This window comes from bacterium (assembly GCA_023150945.1).
Lineage (GTDB): Bacteria > Zhuqueibacterota > Zhuqueibacteria > Zhuqueibacterales > Zhuqueibacteraceae > Coneutiohabitans.
The window spans coordinates 364,577-390,719 of record JAKLJX010000001.1; the positions used below are offsets into that span (position 1 = coordinate 364,577).

Below are 26,143 nucleotides of genomic sequence, written 5' to 3' on the forward strand. Positions count from 1 at the left end.
TCAAACTGGGAACTTAGCTCTCTCTCGTGTATTACATGCCTCATCCCGTTTCGGCGGGATCTAGTGGAAGTAAAAAACGAGAAGGCGGCACCCACCGTGTGCAACACGGTTCTTTGAAGGCCCATATCTCGGAAGCAGGGATTTCTATTTGGGGCCCGCCTGCAAGAGTTTGATGCCCTCCTCCTGCGATTTCGCCACCGGAATCAACGTCTCGAGTTTCATCCGGCTGAAAATCTCCATCATCACCGGCAGCAGATTGCAGATCACCAGCCGCCGATTTTGCCGCTGCAGTTGATCATGCACCGCGATCAGCACCCCCAAACCGGCGCTGTTCATGACGCTGACCTTGCCCAGGTCGATCAGCACCTCGCCACGTGTGTTCGCGATGATTTCCTGCAATTCCGAGCGAAAGGCCTCCACCACCTGCAGATAAATCCGCCGCGGCAGCGCCTCGATCACGGTGATCTCACCTTCCTGGCGTACAACAATGGTTGAAAAAGTTGACATGTTTGCTCCGGCTCGATCGGATTGATGCCCGTCATGCCCGGCCCGGCAGCGCGCTCACTGCACGGGCGAACGATCAGATGTCCGCATTTTGGGCGTCCATCTCGAACTTGCTGCAGAAGTCGCTGAGCTTGATCTTTTGCTGGTGCAAGGCGCAGCGATAGACAAACGTCGCGTTGCCGGCCGGCGTGAGAAAAGTCTCACGGTAGCGGCAGTTCTGGCAAATGCGCGGCGGCTCACGGCGCTTGCCCCGGGCGGCCGCCGGCACTGCGGCCCGGCTTTGCTCCAGCTTTTGATAGATCTCCAAAATGTGCCGGATCATTTTCTTGATTCTGATGAGCGCCCAAATCTGCAGCACGAACAGAATCGTGAAAAAGAACAGCAGCAGATAGTAACTGGCAAATTCCGACGTGATGAAGTTCACCAGATTGTCCTTTCCCCTGTGCCGCCGCCCGGGCGTTCACGCTTGACCGCCGAGCTGGCGGTCCAACGAACGGTATTGAATGGCTTCACTCACGTATTCCGGCAAGATCGCTTCGCTGCCTTCGAGATCGGCAATGGTGCGCGACACTTTCAAGATGCGGTCGTAGGCGCGCGCCGACAGTCCGAGCTTGGTAATCGCCGTCTTCAGCAGCGCTTCACCCTTGGCCTCGACCCGGCAGAAGTTGCGAATGTCTTTGGATTCCATGCGCGCGTTGCAGAACAAATGCGGCCGCGCGCGGAAACGGTGCAACTGCCGCTGGCGCGCCGCTTCCACGCGCGTGCGGATGCCGGTGGAGCTTTCGCCGGTGGCTTCCCCGGCCAACTCGGCGAACTTCACCGCCGGCACTTCGATGTGAATGTCGATGCGGTCCAGCAGCGGGCCGGACACTTTGGCCAAATACTTTTGCACCTGCAACGGCGTGCAGGAGCAGGCATGGCTCGGATCCGTGGCATAGCCGCACGGGCAGGGGTTCATCGCGGCGATCAGCATGAACTGCGCCGGATAGGTCAGCGAAAGCGAAGCCCGTGAAATCGTCACTTTGCCGTCTTCCACCGGCTGCCGCAACACTTCCAAAACATTGCGCTCGAATTCTGGCAGCTCATCCAAGAAGAGCACGCCATTGTGCGCGATGCTGACTTCCCCCGGCCGCGGAACATGGCCGCCACCAATCAAACCGGCATAACTCGCGGTGTGATGCGGCGCGCGAAACGGCCGGGTGGCCACGAGCGCGGCGTCGGGCGGCAAGATGCCGGCCACTGAATGAATCTTGGTGGTCTCCAGGGCCTCGGCCAGCGTCATGTCCGGCAGGATGGTCGGAAAGCGCTTGGCCAGCATGGTTTTGCCCGAGCCGGGCGGCCCGATCATGATGAGATTGTGCCCGCCGGCCGCCGCGACTTCCATGGCGCGCTTGACATGCTCCTGGCCGCGCACGTCGCTCAGATCCACGGCATATTTGCCATGCGTGGAAAAAACTTCCTCCACATTCAAGCCGCAGCGCGGCAACTCGTTTTTGCCGTCGAGAAAGGCCACCACTTCGGTCAGCGAGTTGGCGGCGCGCACGTCGATTTCCTTGACCATCGCGGCTTCCCGGGAATTCTGCGCGGGCACAATCAAGCCGCGTTTGCCCTGCTGCTGCACTGCAAGGGCGATGGGCAAAGCGCCGCGAATGGGCTGCAGCGCGCCGTCCAGCGAAAGCTCACCAAGCACAACATAGTCTTCGAGCCGAGCCGCACTGACCAAGCCGGCGGCGCTGAGAATGCCGATGGCCATGGGCAGGTCAAAGGCGGAGCCTTCTTTTCTCACATCGGCGGGGGCGAGATTGATGGTGATGCGTTTTTGCGGAAAGGTGAAACCGGAATTCTTCACCGCGGCCACGATCCGCTCTTTCGATTCCCGCACCGCGCCGTCCGGCAAGCCGACGGTTGCAATGGCCGGCAACTGGCCTTCGAGGTGGGTTTCCACCGTCACCACATAGGCATCGATGCCGAGCACTGCGGCACTCAAGACTTTTGAAAGCATGCCACCCCCTGGTCAATGAACGTTGCAATCGCTCCCTATATACGAAATCGTGTTTCTTTTGTCAATCGCTTTCACGGCTGCCGGCCGCGGTCATCTGCCGCTTGGGGCGGTGCGCACGTCGTCGATCAATTCATACACCACTGGAATCACCACCAGCGTGAGCACGGTGGAGGTGAGCAGTCCGCCGATCACGGCGATGGCCATGGGGGCCCGCAAGCGCGCGCCTTCTCCCCAACCGACGGCGAGCGGCGCGAGTGCCAAAATCGTCGTGCCGGTGGTCATCAAGATCGGGCGCAGGCGATCCCGGCCCGCCTGCTGAATGGCCTCGCGGCGCGGCCAGCCCTGTGCCCTGAGGCGGTTGATGTAATCAATCAGCACGATCGCATTGTTGACCGCGATGCCCGCCAGCAGAATGGCGCCGATATAAGCCATGACACTGAGCGGCTCGCGCGCCAGCAACAGGGCGAACACCACGCCCACGCCGGCAAAGGGCAACGTCAACAGGATGGTAAACGGGTGCAGCAGACTCTCGAACGAGGCCGCCATAACCATGTAGACCAGCACGATCGACAACAGCAGCGCGAATTTCATCTGCGCGAAGGATTCCGCGCGCGCCGCCTCTTCACCGGCAAAACGCAACTCGTATTCGGGCGGCAGGGGAATGGTGCGCAGCGCGGCTTCCACCGCGGCCACGGCGCGGCTCAAGGTCATGTCCTTCTCGAGCTGCGCCGTGACATGCGCGATGCGGGATTGATTGTGGCGTTGGATTTCCTTCGGGCCTTCGCCCGGCACCAGTTGCGAGAGATCGCGCAGCCGCAACACCGCGCCCGTGGGCGCCTGAATCGGCATCTCGGCCAGCTCAGCGAGGGTTGCCGGTGAGTAGGCCAGGCGAATATTGCGGTCTTCCCCGGCGCTGTAGAAATCAGAAACGACTTCGCCGGCCAGCCTTGCTTGCACGCGCTCGCCGATTTGTTGCACATCCAGACCGAAGCTCGCAGCCAGCAGCCGATCGATGCGGAGATTGATCTCCGGCCGGCCGCTCTGAAAGCTGGTTGCGATGTTTTGCAGGCCGTCGAGCGGCCGCAGCGCCGCCGCCACCTGTTCGCTGATTTGCTGCAGCATGGCCAGCTCGCTGCCGCGCACTTCCACCACCAGGGGCGCGCTGCCGGTGCCAATGGTTTGCTGCAGGCTGGTCGCGTGAAGGTGAAACGTGGCTTGCACCTCCGGCAGATGCAATTGCGGCCGCAATCGGCGGATCACTGCCGCCGGGTCGGTGTTTTTATCGGCCGCGAGATTGATCGTGACCGACGCACGATGCTCGCCTTCACTCATGCCCGCAAACAGCGCCTGCGCCGAGGCCACATTCACCGTGGCGTAAAGGCTGCTCACCTGCTCACCCAGCAATTGGCGCACCTGCGTTTCCGCGCCGGCCAGCACTGCCGAAGTTTTTTCCAGGGGTGTGCCCGGCGGCAAAGCGAGTTCGATTTGCACCTGGTTCGCACTACTGCGCGGCACGAATTCCGATCCGACCTGCGGCAGCAAAGCTGCTGCGACCGCCATCAGCAGCAGCGTAAGTCCCACCACTGCGCCGCGATGTTGCAGCGCCCAGGCCAGGCTGCGCTCGTAGACCGGCGCATGCAGCCGGCGGTGCTGAAATGCCTGACGCTCTTCCGCGAGCAGCCGGGCGGCAAGCGGCGGAATCAGCAGAAACGCCACCACCAGCGAGGCGAGCAGGGCATAGGCCACCACCCAGGCCTGATCCTTGAACAATTCTGCGGCAATGCCCTGCACGTACACAATCGGCAGAAACACGACGATGGTCGTGATTGTCGAGGCGAAAATCGCCACGCCCACTTCGCTGGCGCCGTGAATGGCCGCCTCGGTTGCACCCTCTCCGCTTTGGCGGCGGCGAAAGATGTTCTCGATCACGACGATGGCATTGTCCACCAGCATGCCGGCGCCCAACGCCAAACCGCCCAGCGTCATCATGTTCAAGGTGAGATGTTGAAAGTACATCAGCGTGAAGGTCGCCAGAATCGACAGCGGAATGGCGAGCGCGATGATCAAGGTTGCGCCCCAATGCCGCAGAAAAAAGTACAGCACCAGCACGGCCAGCACCACGCCGATGATCGCCGAGGACTTCACTTCCCCGATGGCCTGATCGATGAAATCCGCCTGGCTGGAGATCAACGTGAAGCGCAGATCCGGGGATTCGGCCTGCGTACGCGCCACCGCCTCACGGATTTGTGCCGCGACCCGCACGGTGTTGTCTTTCGCTTCTTTGTAAATGTAAAAACCGATGCCTTCTTCACCATTGAGCCGGACGAGATCGGTGCGCTCTTCGGGCGCGAGGCTGACGCGCGCCACCTCGGAAAGGTAGATCGGCACTTTGTCGGGCGCATACTGGCTGCCGGCTTGCTGGCTGCCGGGCAGCGTGCTGTCCGCACTGCCGCCGTTGGCCGCAGCCTGGTAACCGACCACGGTGGCAGCCACGTCTTCCACACCGGTGTAAGCGCCCAGCCCCTTGATCAAATAGGCCTTGTCCTGCTGTACCAGCCGGCCGCCGGATGCGTTGGCGTTGGCCTGGCGAATTTTGGCGGCGAGGTCGGCGGGCGTCAGACCAAAGGCCGCCAGCCGGTAGGGTTCAAGCTCCACGCGTACTTCGTTTGTGATGCCGCCATACACCTGCACGCGGGCCACGCCGTCCAATCTCTCCAACGTGTGTTTGATGACGTTCTCGCCGATCCGGCGCAGTTCGTCGAGGTCGCGTTCGCCGCTGCTTTGCAGCGCATAGACCATGATCGGCTCTTCCTGCGGATCAAAGCGCGCGATGGTGACGCGGCTGATTTCGGGGTCGGATTCATAGACGGCGGTTTTCTTCTGCACGTCGAGCAGGGCGAAATCCATGTCGGTTCCCCAACTGAACGTGGCCGTGGCCTGCACGCGGCCGAGGCCGCAAATGGTGCGCACGTCCACGACTCTGCTCACCGTGCCCAGCTCGCCTTCCAGCCGGCGGGCGAAGCGTTGTTCCATTTCCTGCGGCGAACGCTCACCCGACTGGATTTCCACCACAATGCGGGGATTGTAGATCGCCGGCAGCAAGTCCGTGCCCAGCCGGTTGAACGAAATGACGCCGAGAATCGTGATGCCCAGCATGAGCATGGCGATGGTGACGGGATAGCGGACGGAAAATTGCGGAAGGTTCATAGCTCACTTGGTTTGGCAACGTGTTTGCGGTCCGGCCACGACTGCCGGAAACCGGTCCCGGCACGGCGCGCGCGTGCCGAAGAAGATCCGGTGCGGCCTCGCGCCGATCACGCGGGTTCTGCTATTCCGTTACGCGGACTTTCGATTTGTCGCGCAGCGTCTCCTGCCCTCTGACCACCAGACGTTCACCCTCATTCAAGCCTTCGAGAATCTCGATCTCTTCGCGCGTCTCGATGCCGGTGCTCACCTCGCGCAATTCCGCGCTCGCGCCTTCCACCACGAAGGCGACCGGCCGGTTGTCGCGCGTTTGCAATGCGGTTTTGGGAATGACAATGGCCTCCGGCCGGTTTTGGATGACGATCTCCGCCTTGACGAACATGCCCGGCCGCAGCAGGAGCTGGCCGTTTTCCACCGTAATCGTGGCGGTGAACGTGCGCGTTTGCGGATCAATCGTCGGATCAATTGCCGTCACCCTGCCCTTGAAAGTCTGATCCGTCAGTGCATAGTTACTCACCACCACCTCCTGGCCGATTTGCACGCGGTCGAGATCGGTATTCGGCAGGTTGACGGGCACGAGCGCCGTGGCATAGTCCATGATCGTGCACAGCCGGAAGCCGGCTGGCACGCGCGTGCCCACGGCATTGCTCTGCAAGTTGGCAAGATAGCCGGTCAGCGGCGCGGTCAGCCGCAGTTTACCCGCCTTGAGCTGCGCCGCTTCGAAGTTCAAGCGCGCGTCCAAGGCATTGCGCCGCGCCAATTCGAGCTCCTTCTCCGTGACGCCGCCTTCGCGGAACAGGGCTTCCTGCTTTTGCAGCTCGCGCTCGGCGTTGGCCATGGCCAGCTTTTGCGACTCCACGCGCACGGTGAGCAGGTATTCCTGATTTTCGATCTCCGCGAGCAGTTGCCCGGCCTGCACGCGCATGCCGGCAGCGAGGCTGACGCCGTTGTGTTTGGCGAGGCGCAGAATGCCGTCGACTTCCGCGATCACCCGCTCTTCACGCTGCGCCCGCAGCGTGCCGGTCGCGGAAACATAGGCGGCGATCGGCCCGCGCTTGACCTTTTCCACCACCACCGGAATGGTCAAGTCTGCCGCGGACTTGTCTTCTCCGGGATTGCAAGCCCACAGCAGCAATGCCACGGGCAGAAATCGCGTGTTGAATCTTTTACAAGTCATGTATTGGCCCTTTTGACTAGCTCTTGGTGATCGCTGCCTCTAGCCCTTGGTCACTAAAGAGTAAACTCGTTGCAAAAAAAGCAAAAATTTGTCCGGTGGCTGCTTTCTCGACCTGCATTGCTGCGGGTCTTGTAGCAATTCTGAAAATCTCCGCCTTCTTCCACTTTGGGCGAAAGAATTCACGCAGAGATGCAAAGCCGCAAAGTTCTCCCGATCACTTTTTGTCGGCAATCATGAAAGACAAAACTCGAATCTTTTTCTTGCGTGCCTTCGCGGTCGCTTCTGCCTTCCTTGGTTCCTGCTCGTTCGAGGCATGGTGACTGGATGCCGCCTCGGGTCAACGCGCCGGCGGCGCGGTGACCTGCACCGGCGCCTCCAGTTCGAAATCCCACAACGTCTTGCGCCGCAAATCAGCGAGCGCCTGCTTGTAGTCGATGATCGCGTTGAGGGAATTGGTGCGCGCCTGGGTCAGGCGGTTTTGCTCCAGCGCCAGGTCTTGCGAGCTTAAGTCTCCGCTTTCGAATTTGAGCAGGCTGATGCGATAACTCTTCTCCGCCAATTCTTCACTGCGGCGGGTGATTTCCAGACGTTGCTGCGCGGATTCGAGATTGCGTACGGCGTCGCGAATTTCCTGCTTGATGGCCTCGGTGCGATTTTGCTGCGTCAAACGATCGCTTTGCAGCGCCGCGCGGGCCGCCTGCACCTCCGCGCCGTTCTTGCCCCAGTCCCACAACGGCACCGACAAGGCAAGCTTGACGCTGCGATCGGTGTCGAATTTCTGGAACGCGTCCCGGAATTTCTTCTCCTCATTCAACAGGCCATAGCTCGCATACAGCTCGCCGGTGATTTCGCTGGCGGCGTCGGTTTCGGCCACGCTGATTTCGCTCAATTGCACGGCAATTTCATCGGAGCGCAGCTCGGTGCGGCGCTGCAGCGCCTCGGCCAGCGCGCGTTCCAGCACAACCTGAATCGGGCGATAGGTTAGTTCGGTGACCACCCGCACCGAGTCCTCCATCGGCAGGCCGATGAGCAGCTTGAAGCTGTCCTCGGTGCGCTGCAGATTGGCGCGGCTGTTGGCCAGAGTGTTGCGCGCGTTCGCCATTTCGACCTCCAGCCGCAAAACCTCCAGCTCCGGAAACAGCCCGGCCTGCTGCTTCAGGCGCGCAAGATGAAAGGCATTTTCGGACTGTTGTGCCTGCGCCTGGTCGATCGCCAGTTGCTGCTGCAGGCGAAAGAGATTGTAGAAGGCGCTGGTGACGTTGTAGATGATGTCGAGCTGGCTGCGGCTGTAGGTCTGCAGTGTGTTTTCGAGGTTCAAATCGGCCTTGCGATAGTTCGTCTTCAGGCGGTTGAGCGTGAACAGCGGCTGCCGGAATTGCAGCCGCAGTTGCGGCAGATAGGTGGTGGAAGAAGTCCGCTGCTCGAACGGCGTGCCGCCCACGTCGATCGAAGTGGTGATCGATTGATGAAAGCGCTGCATCACACCCACCAGCGAAATCACGCCGTCGGTCATGGCCAGCGGCTGATTGACGAACAGCTCCGCCTGCATGTCCACGAAGTTCTGCCGGGGAAAGACAAATTCGCCGGTACCGATTTGCGTCTGGCTGATGCCCTGGCGGAGATTGGGCAGGCTGGAGAACACCAGCTCGCCAAAACTCTTGAAACTGGCCTCGGCGGCTTTCAAGCTCATGCGGGAATTGAGCAGCGATTGTTCGAGCTGTTTTGCCTGCTGGCTGCGGTTCAGCCCAATGGCAAGGCTTTGATCCAGGGTCAGCCGGTGCATCACCTGGGCCAGACTGTTGGTCGCGCCGGCCAGCAGCAGGCTCGCCAGCGCCAGCAGAACGACGGCGGTGTTGTGCTTCATCGGTCGGAGGTGCTTTAGGTTCACTGCAATTCTGTTTGGAATGACGGTCCGGAGAACGACCTGCTCAACTCAAAGTGACAATCTGTAAGGTTCCAGCTTGCCGCCAAGTCTGATTGACGAATCCCGTTTGAAAATTCGTTCCCGCCTTCACACCGGCGCGGGCGGCCGCGCCTCACTCGACGAACTCCCAGCGCACGGCATCGGCAATCACAAAGCCGCTGCCGGCATCGGACAATTCGATAACGGCAGGCTGGTCCGTCTTGAAGTGATAGCGGCCGAGTGCCAGCCAGCCCTCGGCGGTTTCCTGCGGCTGCAGCTCCAGCCGGCTTTTGCCTTCCGCACTGGTCACCGTGATTTGAAACGAGCGGCTGAGATTGCGCGACCACCAACTGCGGGCCATCGGCAAATGAAAACTCAATTCATAATCGCCGGTGCGCGGCACTTTGGTTTCCCAGCGCGCGGGGTAGTCGCCGCGACCGCCGCGCTTCATGCGCCAGCCAAAATAGTACTTGCCGTACGCCATCGGGTCGGTGTCTTCCCACCAGCTCTGGCCCTTGGAGGGCGGGCGCAGATACCTGGCCTCGGCGCTCACCGGCGTGAAAAAACCCGCGTCCTGATCATCCAGCACAAACGCCAGCGAATCGTTCGAGGACACGGTGGTGAAAACCGTATCGCGCGGCGCGCCGCGGCGAATGCGATGGTTGAGCGTCACCGGCTTTCTGATCTCGCCGCGGTTGCGTGAAAAATAGGGAATGACGCGCACGTTTCTGGGAGGCTCGGTGACGGCGAGCTGCATTTCCTTTTCTTCATAACTGCCCAGCGCCAGCGGCCGGCGAATCTTGTCGTTTTCCGTTTCACACACCACGCGCACGAAGCCCTCGCCCTTTTCGCCGTTTTGCACGCGCACGCGCACCTGGTGCATCACCCGCATCTTGCCGGTGTCGAGTTTGTCGGCCTCGGCGAGCGTGAGGCGATAGCCCGGAAACGTGGCGTGCTCGAACCACTGCTCCAAAAATTCGCTGTGATCGGTTGGGGTAACGGCTTGAACGAGGCGAGACAAGGTATCGCGGTTGACTTGCTGATAGCGGTGCTCCGCCACCAGCCGGCGCAACACGGCAGCGTAGTTCTTTTCGCCGAGGCGTTCGCGCAGCATTTGCAGAATCGGCGGCGCCTTGAAATCGACGCAGGCGCGATAGAGGTTGCCGTTGCCCTGCGGCCGCAGGCCGGTGAGCGGCGTCTTGCTGAGTTTTTCCAAAACCGAATCGACTTCCACGTCATAGCGGTGCCGCACGGCCCATTCGCCGTCCATCTGACGCAGGCGGTCGAAGCTGCTGAGCGCGGCGCTCCAGCGATCGGGATAAAAAGTGTCGCGCACGCGGCGCTCGCATTCTTCATAGAGCTGCAGCTCCAGGCCGCGGTCGAGCACGGGGTCGGCGATGTCCAATTGCGCGTGCAGGTAGTTGCGCAGCGGTGAACGCAGCGTGCCGTCGCCGCCCCAGTAGTTGTCGGGAAGCAAAAGATCGAGCACCGCTTCGATGAAGACATCGCGTTTGATGCGGCCGGGTGAATCGTCGCGGCCGCGGCGCCGGGCTTCTTTGGTGCGCTCTTCTACCTCGCGCTTGAAGCGCCTGCCGGCCAGGCTCACTTCCTCGAGCATGACGAGGCCGGGTTGCAGCAGGACATTCTCCACGCCGTGGCGGCCCATGTAGACCTGCATCTGCAGCGGCACCTCCACCAGCGCCAGCCGCTCGAAGGGGTAGGGCACGCCCGCGACTTCTTCGAAAATGTCAAGCATGCGCGTGATGGCTTCATAGCAGGTGTCGGCCACCTCCGTGAACACTTCCAAATCGCGCAGGTGTTTGTCGCGGAAATAGAGCTCGATCGCGATGTCTTTGAAGTCCCGTGCCAAACGTTGATATTCACCCGCATTCAACGACAGCGCTGGCACCGGCGTCACTACTTCAAACACGGTTTCTTTGCCGCTTGCCGTGCGGTTTTCGGAGACCCGCCGGCCCTGGCTGATGACGCTGAGCCGCGCCGAAGTGTGCACGCGCAGCCGCGCGGTGGCGAAATTCTGCGGCCGCGGCGTTTCGTAAGCATAGCCGGCGGCTGCGCCCGGCACCGGATACCAGCCGCATTGCGCCGGCAGCACCGCCAACTCTCCGCTGAGCCAGGCCGAAATGTTGCCTTTGACCCACGGACCGTCATCGCGGCGAATCAATTTGGTGGCCTGCGGCATGCGATCGAGCATGAAACCGTCAGCCTCGATGTCGCCGGCATACGTGACGAAGAGTGTGTCGCTCGCGCCGGGCGGCAAAGCCGCCGCTCCCAAGTCCACCACCAGCAGTTGCGAGGCTTGTTGAAACGGCACCGCGGCCTGACCGTGCCGGCTCACCTGGCTGACGCGCAGACGGCCATTCAAGGCAAACACCAGCTGGCTCAGCGGAACGTTGTGGGGATTGGCCACCGCGAGCCGCGCGTTGACGCGCAGCGGCGTGGCATTGTCGTGCAGCCAAATTTCCAAATCATAGTGGCGCACTTGTGCCAGCGGAGGCGAGAGCCATTGCTCTTGCTGCTTGAAATCGGCTGCGCGTGCAGCCAGCCGGGCCTGGCTATCTGCTCTGAGGTTGAAGGCGATCATCAGCGCGGCCAGCAAACAGGTGAAGCCGGAAACGAAGGTGAAGCGCCGCGACCACGGCGACTGCTCCAGCCTCGGATAGCGCACGACCGAAAAGCTCAGCAGGCCGCAGGCGAGCAGCGCGAAGAAGAGGCGCTGCCACAGGATGGGCGTGAGATCGCCAAAGCCGATGAGATCGCTGTGAAACAGAGGCGCGAAGAAGGCGCCATAGTCGAGCAAGCCGTCGAACTTGAAATGGAAATGAAACAAGAGTGCGGCAACGTAGCCGAGCGGCAGAATGATGGCGAGCGCTTGTGAGCGCAGCAGACTGACGAGAAAGAACACCAGGGCGGTCATGAACAAAATCGCGGGCACCGAGGCAATCAGCGCGTAGGTGAGAAAGGGCAGGATCTTGAACTCCGCGCCGGCAAAGATGACTTTGAAGATGCGGGCGATGGCCGCCAGCCCGAGCAGGAAGAGATTGAGGTAGACCAGCCCGCTCACGATGCCGAGATATTTGCCCACCACCCAGTTGGCCGTGGTCATGGGCCGCGAGAGCATGACTTGGTCGAGGCGCGCTTTCTCCTCGGCCTTGCGAAAATCACCGGCCACGAAGATGATCAAAACCGCCTGCACGAAGCTGAAGAAATAGATTGCCAGGAACGCATCGGTGCCGGTGAGCAGGAACTCGCCGGGCGCGCCGGTGTCGAGAATCGGGCCCAGGGTCACGGCCAGCAGAAACAGTGCGATGATGAGCACCCCGAGGCCGGCGAGCACCCAGAATTTGGCGGTGCGGTAGAGCATCACGCGCTCGACCGCGGCCACGGCCATAATGTAGCGCAGGCTTTTGCTCATGGACGAATGAATGGTTGAATCCTTGATCACTTATTTGGCGCCAGTCCGAAATCGCGGTTTTCTGACAAGAGCGCTCCTGTAACGGCTTGGCCGTTGCATCAAAAACCTCGGCTCAGCCGAGGGTGGAACATTTTCTGATGGACACCATTCCAAAAGCGGTTCGCGCAAAGTGACCTGGCCGGTTGGAAAGATTCAGTTGCAGAAATGCGTGAGAGCAGCTATTTTCTCTCTTCGCAGGAACAAACCTCTGCACCGAAGAGCGAACCAGAATGATGAAACCAGCACGACCCTTGGACACTTCACCGGAAGTGGAGCGGATTCAGATCGAATGTCTGCGCCGGAAATCGCCCGCCGAGCGGCTGCAGTTGGCCATCGAACTGACTCGAGCCTCGCGCCGCCTGCTGGCGATGGGCGTACGCCGGCGTCATCCGGAATATGATGATGAGCAAGTGCGCCTGGCTGTGATTCGGCTCACCCTACCGGAAGAACTGTTTCTGGCAGCTTATCCCCAGGCGAAAGACCTCCGGCCATGACTCCCGAAGAAGTGCTGGGTGCCGTCGCAGCCAAGCTCGAGCAAAACGGTATTGCGTACATGATCGCGGGCTCCTTTGCCAGCAATCTGCACGGCATGCCGCGCACCACACACGATGCCGATATCGTGGTTGAAATTGATGAGCCGCGCCTGCAAAAATTCTCCCACGCGCTCGCCGAAGAATTCTATTTTGACCTCGATGCTGCGCGCGATGCCCTCGCAAGGAACAGCATGTTCAGTACGATTCATTATGACAGTGGCTTCAAAGTTGATTTCATTGTTTTGAAGCAACGGCCATTTAGCCGAACGGAATTCCAAAGAAGGACAACCGCCAACTACCTTGGACGTCGCTGCTGGTTTGCCACAGCCGAAGACACCATTTTGGCAAAGCTGGAGTGGTCCAAACTGAGCGAGTCAGAACGCCAATTCAACGATGCTGTAGGCACCGCCAAGGTGCAAGGCAAAGCCCTTGACATTGATTACCTTCGCCGCTGGTCGAAGGACCTCCAAACCGATGATCTGTTGCACCGACTTTTGCAGGAGATTGGAGCAGCTCCCTGAACGCGAAGCAAGCAGCGGCAGCGGGACGGCTGCCCGACAGACTCTTGGAAAACCCAAAGCCTGCTCAATCCTCCTCTTCCTCCTCCACCCGCTGTCCCACCTCTGATTCCATGAAGTGCATGTAAGCATCCTCGAGATTGGGCGTGACGCTGTGCAGGTCATAGCCGGCGATCGGCTCGCCCACCACGCGCAGCAGCAGATGCGGCGGTTTGGGAATCGTCGAAATCACCTGCAAGCGGGCGGCGAGCTGCGGGAAATCCGCCTCGTCGATCAACACCTGCCAGACTTTGCCGGCTGCTTTTGCGACCAGCACTTCCGGCCGGCCGCGATAAGCGACCCGGCCCCTGGCTAAGATCGCAAGATCCTCGCAGGTGCTCGAAATGTCGCCCACAATATGCGTGCTGAGAATGATGATCTTGTCGCGGCTGATCTCGGTGAGCAGGTTGCGAAAGCGAATGCGTTCTTCGGGATCGAGGCCAGTGGTGGGCTCGTCGACGATGAGCAGGCGGGGATTGCCGAGCAATGCCTGCGCGATGCCCAGGCGGCGCAACATGCCGCCGGAATAGGTCTTGGCTTTGCGATCGCGGGCCTCGGCCAGTCCGACGTTTTCCAGCATCTGCAGCACGGTGGCGCGCACGTGCCGCGCCGGCACGCCGTTGAGGCGGGCAATGTAGGTTAGAAATTCTGCGCCCGTGAGTTGCGGATAGACGCCGAAAAACTGCGGCAGGTAACCGAGCGAGGCCCGAATCTGCCGGCGCTGCGTGCGCAGATCCGCGCCATCGACCAACACCTCGCCGGCAGTCGGCGTTTCCAGGGTGGCGAGAATCTTCATGAGGGTGCTCTTGCCTGCGCCATTGGGGCCGAGCAAGCCGAACATGCCGGTGGCAATTTCGAGAGTGACGTCCTGCAGGGCATGCACGCCGCCCGCATAGGTTTTGGAGAGATGTCGAATGTCGATGGACATGCGCCGCTTTTACTCATTTCTCCCTGAGAGGTTGCAGGTCAATCTAATCTTCTGCGAGTGAAAAGCAAGGCCGGAGGAATGTTCACTGTGGCGGAATTCAGCTTGAAAATGGCGGGGACGCTTGGTATGTTGACCGCCGCTAAAGCCTGCGATTCAAATCGCAGTCTGGTGGTCGCCTGCGATTCAAATCGCAGTCTGTTAGCCCAAGTCAGCTAAAGCGGACTGAGTGGCATCATCAAGAAGACCGTTGTGTGCGGGCAGCGCTTTTCGGTCGGGCTGGCCGCCTGCGATTCAGATTCAGCCTGCGATTCAAATCGCAGTCTGTTAGCCCAAGTCAGCTGAAGCGGACTGAGTGGCATCATCAAGAAGTCCGTTGCGTGCGGGCAACGTCGTTCGGTCGGGTTGGCCGCCTGCGATTCAGATTCAGATTCAGCCTGCGATTCAAATCGCAGTCTGTTAGCAGAAGTCCGCTGAAGCGGACTGAGTGGCATCATCAAGAAGTCCGTTGCGTGCGGGCAACGTCGTTCGGTCGGGTTGGCCGCCTGCGATTCAAATCGGAGGCTGAAAGCCGGAGCAGGCAACTCGGCGCCGAGAATTGCGTTTAATGGCCCTCTATTCAATCGTCCTCATTATTCGGGAGCAGTTCTCATGGCTGAAGAAAAGTTTGGTCTGGCGCAGATCGGGCAAATCGCCGTCAACGTGCATGATCTCGACCGCGCCACTGCCTTTTATCGCGACCAGCTCGGCATGCAACATCTCTTCTCCGTTTCCAACATGGCGTTTTTTGCGTGCGGCGGCATTCGCCTGCTGCTCGGCCTGCCGGAAAAACCGGAGTTCGACCATCCCAGTTCCATCATTTATTTCAAGGTGGAAGACATTCACGCCGCCCATCAAACTCTGGCCGGTCGCGGCGTGCCTTTCGAGGCCGCGCCGCAGCTCGTCGCGCGCATGCCCGCCTATGATCTCTGGCTGGCGTTCTTCCGCGATTCGGAAAACAATCTCCTGAGTCTGATGAGTGAAGCAGCCGCCGGTTGAGCGGGCACTGCAGCATCGATTCGGATTCGCAGGATTTGGTTTGAAGAAGTAGCTCTGTCGCAATGTCAGTCAGCGGAATTTGGTGCAATACATGGAGCTGTACCTCAATCTCCACAGGGTCCCTCCTGGATGATAGGAGGGAGGGACATGCTTTTTAGGATCACCGTGCAGCGGGTTTGCCGGCTCGCGTCTGAAACGATTTCAACCATCTCATGACTTCCTTCGCGCTCAAACGCCCGATTACCGTCCTGATGCTCACCCTGGGCTTGTGCTTGCTGGGTGTGATCTCCTGGCAACGCCTGCCGGTGCAACTCTTGCCGCAATTCATCCTGCCGGAGGTCTACGTTGGCACCGGCATGCCGGGCGCCTCGCCGGAAAAGATCGAAGCCGAGCTGGTGGTGGCCATCGAAGCGGAACTGGCAACGCTTGAGGGCGTGCACGATCTCGAGAGCCGGGTCTTCGCCGATTATGCCACCACCAAGGTCTCCTTCAACCACGGCACGGACATGAAGTTTGCGCTGCTCAAGCTGCAGCAGAAGATGAACGCGCTCGAGAACCGGCTGCCGGTGGGCACGCGCATCGAAGTCAACCGCTTCGACACCGCCGATCTTTCCACCTATTTGATGGAGCTCAGTATTCGCGGCGAGGCCAGCCTCGACGAGCTGCGCGAAGTCGCGGAACGGCGCGTGCGCCCCCGGCTGGAGCAAGTGGACGGCGTGGTGAATGTCAACCTCGGCGGCGGCCAGCGTCGCACCGTGGGCATTCAAATCGATCCCGAGCGCTGCGAGGCCCTGGGCGTGCCACTGGCATTGGTGCAGCAGAAGGTCGAGGCGTTTCACCGTCAGCCGGAGCACTTGGGGCGCGTCTTGGCCGCCGGCCGCCTGCTCGATGTCAATCTGCTGGGCCGCGTCGAAGACTTGCGCGAATTGAAAGACTTGATCATTGACCCGCGCGGTCCGGTGCGGCTGCAAGACCTCGCGGTGGTCGGCTACCGCCCAGCGGAACGCACACAACTCTATCGCGTCAACGGCAAAGCCGGAGTCGGCATTTTCGTGCAGAAGGACAACATCAGCAACATGCTGGCGGTGGCCAATGCCGTGCTCGCGCAAATCGAGAGTCTGAACCGCGAATTGGCGAACCAGGGCTTCACCTTAACGGTAAATTTCAGCCAGGCGGAGTTGATCCAGCAAGCCATTGACCGCATCAAGAAAATGGCGCTCACCGGCGCGTTGTTGGCGCTGCTCGTGCTTTATCTCTTCCTGCGCAATGTCCGCTTCGTCTTCATTTTGATGATTGCGATTCCGGTGTCGCTGCTGGTCACGTTCAATCTCATGTACGGCTTTCAGCTCTCGGTCAACATCCTCTCCTTGTGCGGCCTGGCGCTGGCGGTCGGCATGCTGGTTGACAACGGCATCGTGGTGATGGAAAACGTGTTCGCGCATTATCAGCGCGGCCAGGAGGCGGCGGCCGCGGTCATCAACGGCACGCGCGAAGTCAGCCGGTCGATCCTTGCCGCCACCGGCACCACTGTGCTGGTGTTTTTGCCGGTATTGTTCGTGGAGAGTGAAGCCAAACTGTTCGTGCGCGAGCTGGCGCTGTCGGTGATCTTTCCGCTGCTGGTGTCGCTGCTGGTCGCGATCACGGTGATTCCGCTGCTCGCCCGGCTCACTTTGACCGGCCGGCCGCCGCGGCCCTTTGGCAGCGGCCGCATTCTCGAAATCTACCGGTTGTTGCTCAAATCCTGCCTGCGCCATCGCGTGCGCACGATCGCCACCGTCGTCGTGTTTCTGCTGATCAGCCTGTTCATGGGCGTGGTCTACATCATCGGCACGGCCTCGCCGCCGCCGCCCGATCGCTTGGATGTTTATCTCAGCCTGCCGCCGGGCGCCACCCTCGATGCGACCGACACCATTGCCCGCCGTCTCGAGAATCAAATGCTCGAATTTCCTGATCTCGAGGAAGTGCGTGCCAGCGTGCGGCCGGAAGAGGCGCATTTGGCGCTGACGTTCGTGGAGCCGCAGCGGCGCCGTGAGCCGCTGCAGCTCGACAAGATCAAAGAAAAAATCAAAGCATTGAATCGCGGCCTGGAACACGTCGAGATCAGTTTCGATCGGCCGCAGCGCGGCGAAGGGATCGTGCAGGAAGAAGGCTTGGCGGGCGCTTTGCGCAGCGAGAAGGCGCTGCGCTTGCGCGGTTATGATCTGTCCACTCTGCGCGCCTTGAGCGAGCAGATCGTGCAGACGTTGCGTGCGATTCCGGACGTTGAGAAGGAAGCGGTGCGTTCCGAGCTGCAAACCGGCGCGCCCGAATTGCAGATTCGCGGCGACCGGCTGCGGTTGGCGCAGTGGGGGCTGGATATGCAGCAGGTGATGAATACGATCTGGGCCACCCGGCCGGAAGGCGCGCGCGCTGGCACGCCCTTCTATGCCGGCGCCACCGAGCTTGACTTGCAGTTGCAAATGAAAGACGCGGAACAGCGGCGCCTGGAGGAAGTCGAGAATCTCAAAGTCAGCAATGCCGCCGGCCAGCCGGTGCCGCTGCGTGAAGTGGCGGAGGTTCGCCTCGACGAAGGCCCGGGCAACATCGTGCGCTACAATCAAGAGCGCGAAGTGAAGATTCATTACGATTTCTTGCGCGAGGCCAGGGACTCGAAAAACCGGCTGGAGCTGGCCGAGGCCCAGGTCGATCGCATGCTGCGCGAGCTGCGCCTGCCGCGCGGCTTTGTCATCGAAAAAGTCGACGCGGAAGACAAGCAGACGGTCTACTATTGGATGCTGGGCCTGGGCGCGATTCTCATCTTCATGCTGCTCGCCGCGCAATTCGAATCCTTTTTCAGTCCGTTCGTGATTTTGGGCACGCTGCCCACCGCCGTCATCGGCGCGCTGTTCGCGCTGGCATTGAGCGGCACGCCGCTTTCGCTCGGCGAAGGCGCGCCCATGGCCCTGCTCGGCTTCATCGTGTTGCTGGGCATTGTCGTCAACAACGGCATCTTTCTGATCGATCGCATCACGCTCCTGCGCCAGCGCGGCCAGCGCTGGCAGCGCGCAGTGCTGCTTGCCGTGCAAAGCCGCGTGCGGCCGATTCTCATGACTTCCGGCACGACCGTGCTCGGCCTCTTTCCGCTGGCTCTGAAGCAGGGCACTGAACTGGAATTGTGGCCGCCCTTTGCCATCACCGTGCTCGGCGGACTCGCGGTCTCAACCGTGTCGACGCTGGTGTTCGTGCCGGTGCTCTACGTCGGCCTCGAACAAACCCGCGCCTGGCTGCAGCGCATGGGCTGGCAAGCGGTGAGCGCGGGCACGGCCGGCGCCGTGGCGCTGGGGTATTGGTTTCATCAAACCTATCAAAGCAAGCTCTACACCACGCTGGTTGCGCTGCCGCTGTGGTTCGGCGTGCTCGGGTTGATCTACGGCGTGCAACAGTTCTTTGCGGTGCGCCGCGCGCGGGCGCAATTGGCGGAAGCGAAGCTGCACATTCGCATCAGAAATTTGACGAAGATCTACGGCGCGCCCGGCCGCTTCGCGCGTGAATGGAACAAACAGCAGCGTCGCTGGCAGCGCCTTGCCGTTGCCGGACAATTGCCGTGGGATCGCGAGAACCTGCGCGAATCCGCCATCTGGATGGCGGCGCTGGGTGCGCTCTTGATCTATTTGCACACCTTCTTCAGCAGCGGCTTCTGGCTCACCCTCCTCAGCCTGCTGACGCTGGCCTGGCTGTTCGGCGTGCGCGAGCTGTACTATCGCTGGCGATTTGTGAACGGCAAACCGCCGCGGCGATCACAACCCAGTTGGCTGAAGCGATTGCGCCGGAAGCCGCGCTCGGCCGGCGCGCAAGCGCACGCTGGCAGCGAAGAGAAAGCCACGATTCTCGACTTCCCGCGGGCCGGCGGTATCTGGCTGGTCGTGCTCTTGCTGGTGTATCTGCAGTGGCGTGTGCAAGCGCCGGCGCTCACCACCATCGCCGCCGTGATCGCGCTGCTGCTTTATCAACTGCGCCGCCTCAGCCGCAAAATTGCAGAGGGCCGCATCAATCCGGAATTGCCCGCAGGCCGGTTGCGCAAGCTCAAACGGGTGATCTATGTGATCGTTCGTCTGTTGCCGTTCATACGGCCGCCACGGCCGCAAGTGCGGGCGTTGCACGGCGTCGATCTGGAAATCGGCCAGGGCATGTTTGGCCTGCTCGGTCCCAACGGCGCCGGCAAAACCACGCTCATGCGCGTGATTGTCGGCGTGCTGGAAGCGAGTCACGGCAGCATCAAGATCAACGACCGGATGCTGGCGGAGCATCGCGCGGTGTTTCACGGCGCCATCGGCTATCTGCCGCAGGATTTCGGCCTCTACGAAAACATGACGCCGCTCGAGCATCTCAACTATCACGCCCTGACCAACGGCATCTATGAAACCGCAACCCGCCGCGAGCTGATCGAGCATCTGTTGCACAGCGTGGGCTTGTGGGAACGGCGCGATGATCAGATCAAAACCTTTTCCGGCGGCATGAAACAGCGCGTTGGCATTGCGCAAACGCTGCTGCATCTGCCGCAGATCATCGTGGTCGACGAGCCGACCGCCGGCCTGGATCCGCGCGAACGCATCCGTTTCCGCAACCTCCTGGCCGAGCTGGCCAAAGAACGCATCGTGATCTTCAGCACGCATATCGTGGAAGACATCTCCAGCACCTGCCATGATCTCGCGGTGCTCGAGGGCGGCCGCCTGATTTATCGCGGCTCGCCCGAGGAAATGCAGCGCCGCGCGCAAGGCAGGGTCTTCGAAGCGATTGTGCCGGAAGAAGAATTTCCGGCCTGGCGGGAATCGTTGCACCTCGTACAACACAGCAAAGTCGACGGCGGCATTCGCCTGCGTTTCCTGAGTGACGATGCCGTTCCCGGCCTGCCCGCGGAAGCACTCGAACCTTCGCTCGAAGATGCCTACGTTCATCTCTTGCAGGAGAGCAAACGCTCATGATCCCAACCGAATCCCCGCGCGCGGCAACGCCGCCCTTGACGCGTGCGGCCGTGCGCGACCTGCGTTTCGCCGAGCTGCCGCCGCGCGCGCGGCTGGCGGTGGTGTGGGAAATTTTCCGCCTGCAGGCGCGCATCATCTTTTCGCACCGGTTGCTGTGGTTTCTGGCCGCAATGTTGATCTATTTCATCGTGGCGTATGTCATCAATTACAACCAGGAAATGCTGGACCGCATGACGCTGCCGGATGTTCTCTCCTGGCTGTTGGAGTTCCCACTTTCCGCGCTGGCCATCTACCTGAACATGCAGCTCATCACCAGTGAAAAGGACAATCGCACGCTCGAAGTGATGTTCACCACCGCCGGCTCGCGTTACAAAGTCTGGCTGCTGCGTTTGGCTGCGCTCAACGCCATTCTGTTGCTGCTGGCCGCCGCGCTCAGCACGCTCGCTTTCTTCACGATCGTCGAAGTGCCCGTGCTCACGCTGACCGTGCACGGGTTTGTGCCGGCGTTTTTTGTCGGGGCAATGACGCTGTATTTTGCGGTGAAGTTTCGCAGCGGTCTGGCCGCGGGCATGGTGGCCGCCGGCCTGCTCGTCATCATGATGATGATCTTCAACTCAATGAATGTGCCCGCTGCGCAGCGCTATTTCATCTACTTCAATCCGTATGACATGCCGCGCCAGCTCGATCCTGAAACCTGGAATCTCTGGATGTGGCAGAATCGCATCGGCGTGGTGCTGGCGGGCGGCTTGCTCTTGTTCGCCGCCCTGCGCGGGATGGAGGAGAGGGAAAGGTTGTTGCGGTGAATTCGCTTTAAGATCAAAACTTGGCCTGGTGTCTGTCCGGGAAATGTTCTGCCTCGGCTGAGCCGAGGCCTCTGCAGGATTCTTCCACAGGGAGAGGCTGTTGCGGTGAGTTCGCTTTGAGATCAAAACTTGGCCTGGTGTCTGTGCGGGAAATGTTCGGCCTCGGCTGAGCCAAGGCCTTTGCAGGATTCTTCCCCAACGACAACTTCAGGGCTGCCAACTCAACGTTGCAGCACTGGCTTGCGTGTCCCAAGCGGGTGCGTCACTTGCCCTTCGGCTCGCGGTGCATTGCTTTGAAGTGAATCAATCCCGGCGCCCACATGTGCTTGACCGGATTGACGTCTACGTGAATGACGCTGCATTTGTTCGCGGCCAGGCAGCGCTCCAGCGCCGGCTGCAAATCCTTCGGGTCCGCGACGCGCTCACCGTGCGCCCCCATGCTTTCCGCCAGTTTGTCGAATTGCATCTCCCCCAAATCCGCATTGATGGTCTCCTCCGGCGGCAATGATTTCTTCACCATCGTCTTGACCGGTTTCAGCGCGAATTGCTGGTTGATTTTCACCATGCCCCACTGCCGGTCACAGCACACGAGATAGATCGGCTTCAAATCGTTGCGCACCGCGGTTTCGATTTCCTGCAAATTGAATCCCATCGCGCCGTCACCGATGATGCAATAAACCTGGCGTTCGGGAAACGCCACCGCCGCGCCCAGCGCCTGCGCTACGCCTGCGCCCAACATGCCGAATTTTGCGGTGTGCAGCACGGTGTTGGGTACGGTTGCTTCGTGATAGAAATGAGTCCACACCGCGGTGTTGCCGCCGTCGATCACGCAAATCGCCTCCTCGGCAAACACCCGGCGGCACACATGCGCCACGTGCGCGGGATTCATCGGCACGCTGTTGTCTTTCAAAGCGCCATCGAGCTTTTGCCGGAATTTGCTTCTCGCGTTTTGAAACCTCTTCACTGCTTTACGGCGCTCCGCCAGCGGCATTTTGTTCTGCCGCGGCCGCAGCTTCTCCGCCAGTCGCGCCAGAAAGACTTTGAGATCGGAGAGAATCGCCAAATCAACCGGCTTGTTGAGTCCGAGGATTTCCTCGTCGATGTCCACCTGAATCATCTGCTGCGCGCTCGCCGGCGCCCAATACGGCGGCTTGCCCCACCAATCGGTTTCACCCAGCCGCGAGCCCAGCGCGAGCACCACGTCGGCGCTGGTGCGCACCGCCTGGTTGAGCTTGATGTAAATCATCGGAATCGCCAGCTCATGCGTTTCCGGCAGCACGCTGCGTGCTCCCCAACTCGTGGTCACCGGTGCGTGCAGCAACTCCGCCACCGCTTGCAGCTCGCTGTAAGCCGCGGCATGAATCACGCCGCTGCCGGCATGAATCATCGGCAGTTTGGCGACCGCCAGCATCTCCGCTGCCGCGGCGATTTGTTCATCGCCGGCGCAAATCGCCTCCAAACGGCGATAGCGGCCGGGCGCCAGCAGCGGCTGCGCCTCGGTTTTGCCGTTCATCAAATCTTCCGGCACATCGACGTGCACCACGCCGGGCCGGCCGTGATACGACAGCCGGAAGGCCCGGCGCATCATCTCCTGCAGCCGGCCGAACGAAAGCGCGGCGCCGCTCCATTTCGCCATCGGCTTGATCACGCCGACTTGGTTGAAATATTGATACGTGCCGCCGCGACCGGGATAGCCGATGCCGCTGCGCCGTGTGCTGGTGATCAGCAGCACGCGATTGCCCTCGCCGTTTTCCACCGCCACGCCTGCCAGCGCATTGGCGACGCCCGGACCATTGCTCGCCATGGCCACGCCCAGCTTGCCGGTGAGCCGCGCATAGGCGCCCGCCATGTGCAGCGCGCACGCCTCATGCCGCGGACTGATCAACGCGATGCCGAATTTCTTCAAGCTGGAATAGAAGCCAAAGTAGGTGCCATCGATAATGCCAAAGACTTTTTCCACGCCTTCTTTGGCCAGCATCGCTGCAATAATTTCACCGCCGGTGGTTGGTTTCACGAGGAGGCCTTTTGGAGGAATCAGGGGAGGAATCTAAATGATGGTGGTTTCTTCGTCCGGCCTGCGAATTTCCCGCACCAGGCGAATGCCTTCCCAGGCGGGCAGCGGGTTTTGCCGGTTGGCGCGCTGCTCTATGAAGAACACCGCCCAGAAACCGCGCAAGATTTCGCGCAGCAGCTCCGTTTTGTTTTGATAAAGCGCATACTCTGCCAGCGCCAACAGTTCCGACTTAGCTTTGGTGTAGTCCTTGCCAATCTCACGCCTGAGCACGGCTTGGATCTCATTCGTGCTCAACCGTATGTCACCCAGCTTTGATAGAAACGCCAGTTGTTGATCCAGGTCAATGGGTTTGCCAGCGAAGCTATTTAACTCCGTTGACAGAAGGTTCATCAAATTCTGCTGGCATTGCCGCGCCCGGCTGACTGGGTCATAGAGAACTCCTCGCAGGCTTTCCAGTCGGACCCTGGCATTAGATAGAAACCCGCGAATTTTTCCAGCGTCGGTGTCTTGGTACTCTTCAGCACCTGCTCGACCTGAGCGCAAGCGATTCAGTTCTATCAAATCAGCCGGCAATTCATTGATCATGCCATCGTCAAGAGTTAGGTTAAAGCTTCTTTTCTGAGCGCGGCTGACTGCATCTCGAAGGGCATTTCTGATTTCGTTGAGTCTTTCTATGTACCGATCGATTTCCACTGGCAAGGCTGAAAGCACTGACGGCAGAATGGCATCATCCAGTCGCTTTTGTGCTGCTTGCAGCTCTTTGCGCAAATCTTCGATTTGCTTGTCGAGTTCTTCAAGCAAACTATCAATTGAGCTATGATAATCCCCCACGCGGTGCGTTTCACTCTCTCCCACCACGCGCATACGCAACCAGTAGGAACTGGCCGCGCTTTTCTCTTTTTCGGAGAATACCAGCACGTTCGCAGGCATGACCCAAGCACCCACTTCTGGGTTAGCCAAATGTTTGAAATTTTGATCCTGCACCTCTTGATCAGTCTTGACCAGCGAGGCCTCTTCCTCGGTGGGCAAGCGGAATTTGCTGGTGCGATGCCCCAATTCTCGTGCTGCTCTGACGGTCAACCATCGGGCAAAGGCTTCGGCATCATCTCTGCGCACTCCAACGATTGGCTTCAATCCTTCTCGAAAAGAATAACGTAGCCCCGACCAGTGGTCGGGGCGACGATTGGTATTATGAATGAAGCTTTGATACTCCAGGTGACTGATGAAAAAACGATCGATGTCGACATTTGGGGCACGACGAACCATTCTTTTTAGGCGAATCTCGAATATTAGATCAGCCGCGAATTGCTGGGCTTCGCGATCGGCAGAGTCCGCTTCGAGCACTAGGAGGTCCTCCAGCCTCTTTCTTTCTTTTGGTGCGATTTGCATTGCTTCCTGAGAGATCTCATAAGCCAACTTCAGATTTTCAAGAGACCTTTGTGGTTGATTCAAACAGGCTTGAACAATGCCGGTGGCATCTGAGGTGGCGGCGTAAAGCAGAATAGTCTCATGCCACCAACTGTCGCCCAGATCATTAACGAGGGAATCTTCCATTTTGCGGTTCTTGATTTCCGCTGCCGTCAAAAACTCCTGATAGGTTAGGTGGGCAAATGCTATAAACCCAGGATCGGTTTCCATCAGGAGACCACTTTCTTTCATCATTGTTTCCAAAAAGTGTGGGCCATCCTCAGGCTTTATATTGACGCTTTGCAGATCCGGTCCAATAATGGCAATGGCCTCGCTCGTTGAAATTTCACGTTTGCGTTGCTGCATCTGAACAAGCGCCAATGTCTGCAAAATTGCCCGCTTTTGAAAGTAGCTCAGCCTAATGCCTTTAATGAAGGTCTCTTCACGTCGTCCCAACAAAACCCTGATGATGTCCTCGTACAGCGCCGCGCGCATCTCGGGCAGTTTACCTACATAGCGGTGCACCATGGTGATCATAGTCAATAACAGTGGGTTGACCGCCAACTTTGAAAGTATATCAGATTGAAAAATTCTTTGTATCAAATCAGTGGCATTGTCTTCTGCGCGCTGTATGATATCTGCCATCTTGTCGGTTTTGCTGGCTGCAGCTATTTCGGTGGTATGGTACCACTTCTGTACGAAATCATAAATTTGCTCTTGTGAGAAGTCTTCAATATGTAAGACGGTTGCGCCTTGAATAGCATTTGGCTCATAACCATGAGGGCGCGAGGTAATAACAAATCGGGTCTCGCCGTAGTGTATTGCTTGGTGTTCCACCCAGGTTGTTAATTTTTTACGATTATCTGCATCAGCGACCTCATCGAGTCCGTCCAGAAGAACGACACAGCGATGACCGTAATTTTTTAGTTTGTGCTCAACCCAGCCCACTGGCGGTTTCAACTCCTGTAAATCTCTTTCGAGCAGGCTGGCCAAGTCTAGTGCTTCAATTGACGAAGCCACGACGTCCTTGACATACTTTCGCAGAGGCAGATGAAAGGGAATATAGCGCTTGGTCCTGCGGGTTGCCTTTCTGATCGCAATTAGCAACGTAACGTATTGAAGCAATGTCGTCTTACCAGAGCCAGGTTTGCCTATGATAGCAACGATCCGATAACCTGGATCTTTGCTCTCCAACAACTCCCAGATGTTTTTGGGTCTTTCGAGACTTGATTTTGCTGTCTTCAGGCGGGATGGCCTTGGCGGCGAAATTTGAAGATCGACAAAGACCTTTTGCAGTTCCAAAGAAAACGTACTTTGGATGGTAATGCCCTTTACATTGAAGAAACGATGCTGCGAGCGTAGTTTGGTTACGTAGCGTTTATAGAATTTCGAGAATATAAGTCGTGCATGATGTTCGATATAATCCGTGATAGCCTCTACGATTAAGGGTTCAAGCTTTTTCCAGATTTTTTTTGCCACTGGAAACACAATGACTCCAATCCCATAGAATATAAGGAGCGACCATGAAATATAGGGGTTATTATTCATGAAGCTTCTTACAGGTGCAACAAGTAATGCAAGAATCAAAGGGGTAATGGCAATGGTTACTTTGATAGCAACCATTCTTGTGGGTCTCAACTCCG

The 26,143-nt window shown here is 59.4% G+C and carries 16 protein-coding genes; 6 read left to right on the forward strand and 10 right to left on the reverse strand.

The genetic code is table 11. The features are described 5' to 3' along the window. Nucleotides 1–144: 144 nt before the first annotated feature. From L6R21_01450 to L6R21_01470, 5 genes are all read right to left on the reverse strand, one after another. Nucleotides 145–507: an STAS domain-containing protein gene (locus L6R21_01450; protein ID MCK6557836.1), complete on the reverse strand. Its 363-nt coding sequence runs from the start codon at nt 505–507 to the stop codon at nt 145–147. A 73-nt stretch (nt 508–580) separates the two neighbouring features. Further along, the gene (locus L6R21_01455) at nt 581–928 is read right to left on the reverse strand and encodes a hypothetical protein (GenBank protein ID MCK6557837.1); all 348 of its coding nucleotides are present in this window, start codon (nt 926–928) and stop codon (nt 581–583) included. Between the two features lie 36 nt (nt 929–964). Then, on the reverse strand, nt 965–2,506 hold the full coding sequence (locus tag L6R21_01460; protein MCK6557838.1) for a YifB family Mg chelatase-like AAA ATPase: 1,542 nt from the start codon (nt 2,504–2,506) through the stop codon (nt 965–967). A gap of 90 nt (nt 2,507–2,596) precedes the next feature. Continuing rightward, the gene (locus L6R21_01465; protein ID MCK6557839.1) at nt 2,597–5,713 is read right to left on the reverse strand and encodes an efflux RND transporter permease subunit; all 3,117 of its coding nucleotides are present in this window, start codon (nt 5,711–5,713) and stop codon (nt 2,597–2,599) included. Nucleotides 5,714–5,834: 121 nt separating this feature from the next. Continuing rightward, a complete protein-coding gene (locus L6R21_01470) occupies nt 5,835–6,887 on the reverse strand; it encodes an efflux RND transporter periplasmic adaptor subunit (GenBank protein MCK6557840.1) in 1,053 nt (350 codons plus the stop codon). A gap of 23 nt (nt 6,888–6,910) precedes the next feature. Here L6R21_01470 and L6R21_01475 point away from each other — a divergent pair, with 23 nt between their 5' ends. Continuing rightward, nucleotides 6,911–7,207: a hypothetical protein gene (locus L6R21_01475; GenBank protein ID MCK6557841.1), complete on the forward strand. Its 297-nt coding sequence runs from the start codon at nt 6,911–6,913 to the stop codon at nt 7,205–7,207. Between the two features lie 17 nt (nt 7,208–7,224). Here L6R21_01475 and L6R21_01480 read toward each other — a convergent pair whose 3' ends face one another. Both L6R21_01480 and L6R21_01485 read right to left on the reverse strand, forming a co-directional pair. Beyond that, nucleotides 7,225–8,751: a TolC family protein gene (locus tag L6R21_01480; protein MCK6557842.1), complete on the reverse strand. Its 1,527-nt coding sequence runs from the start codon at nt 8,749–8,751 to the stop codon at nt 7,225–7,227. A 172-nt stretch (nt 8,752–8,923) separates the two neighbouring features. Further along, complete coding sequence (locus tag L6R21_01485) at nt 8,924–12,223, reverse strand: hypothetical protein (GenBank protein ID MCK6557843.1); 3,300 nt, start codon at nt 12,221–12,223, stop codon at nt 8,924–8,926. A 269-nt stretch (nt 12,224–12,492) separates the two neighbouring features. On the opposite strand from L6R21_01485, the gene L6R21_01490 reads away from it, so the two are divergent. After that, a complete protein-coding gene (locus tag L6R21_01490; protein MCK6557844.1) occupies nt 12,493–12,756 on the forward strand; it encodes a hypothetical protein in 264 nt (87 codons plus the stop codon). After that, complete coding sequence (locus L6R21_01495) at nt 12,753–13,316, forward strand: hypothetical protein (GenBank protein MCK6557845.1); 564 nt, start codon at nt 12,753–12,755, stop codon at nt 13,314–13,316. Before L6R21_01490 ends, L6R21_01495 begins: the two co-directional genes overlap by 4 nt. Before the next feature lie 64 nt (nt 13,317–13,380). Here L6R21_01495 and L6R21_01500 read toward each other — a convergent pair whose 3' ends face one another. Next, the gene (locus L6R21_01500) at nt 13,381–14,280 is read right to left on the reverse strand and encodes an ABC transporter ATP-binding protein (protein ID MCK6557846.1); all 900 of its coding nucleotides are present in this window, start codon (nt 14,278–14,280) and stop codon (nt 13,381–13,383) included. A gap of 648 nt (nt 14,281–14,928) precedes the next feature. On the opposite strand from L6R21_01500, the gene L6R21_01505 reads away from it, so the two are divergent. The 3 genes from L6R21_01505 (at nt 14,929) to L6R21_01515 (ending at nt 21,079) form a co-directional block, all read left to right on the forward strand. Further along, the gene (locus L6R21_01505; GenBank protein ID MCK6557847.1) at nt 14,929–15,315 is read left to right on the forward strand and encodes a VOC family protein; all 387 of its coding nucleotides are present in this window, start codon (nt 14,929–14,931) and stop codon (nt 15,313–15,315) included. A gap of 212 nt (nt 15,316–15,527) precedes the next feature. Continuing rightward, a complete protein-coding gene (locus L6R21_01510; GenBank protein ID MCK6557848.1) occupies nt 15,528–20,276 on the forward strand; it encodes an efflux RND transporter permease subunit in 4,749 nt (1,582 codons plus the stop codon). Next, on the forward strand, nt 20,273–21,079 hold the full coding sequence (locus tag L6R21_01515; protein ID MCK6557849.1) for a hypothetical protein: 807 nt from the start codon (nt 20,273–20,275) through the stop codon (nt 21,077–21,079). Before L6R21_01510 ends, L6R21_01515 begins: the two co-directional genes overlap by 4 nt. 262 nt (nt 21,080–21,341) lie before the next feature. On the opposite strand, the gene L6R21_01520 is transcribed toward L6R21_01515, so the two are convergent. Further along, nucleotides 21,342–23,093, reverse strand: a complete 1,752-nt coding sequence (locus L6R21_01520; protein MCK6557850.1) for a thiamine pyrophosphate-binding protein — start codon at nt 23,091–23,093, stop codon at nt 21,342–21,344. A gap of 33 nt (nt 23,094–23,126) precedes the next feature. Continuing rightward, a complete protein-coding gene (locus L6R21_01525) occupies nt 23,127–26,123 on the reverse strand; it encodes an NACHT domain-containing protein (protein ID MCK6557851.1) in 2,997 nt (998 codons plus the stop codon). Nucleotides 26,124–26,143: the final 20 nt, after the last annotated feature.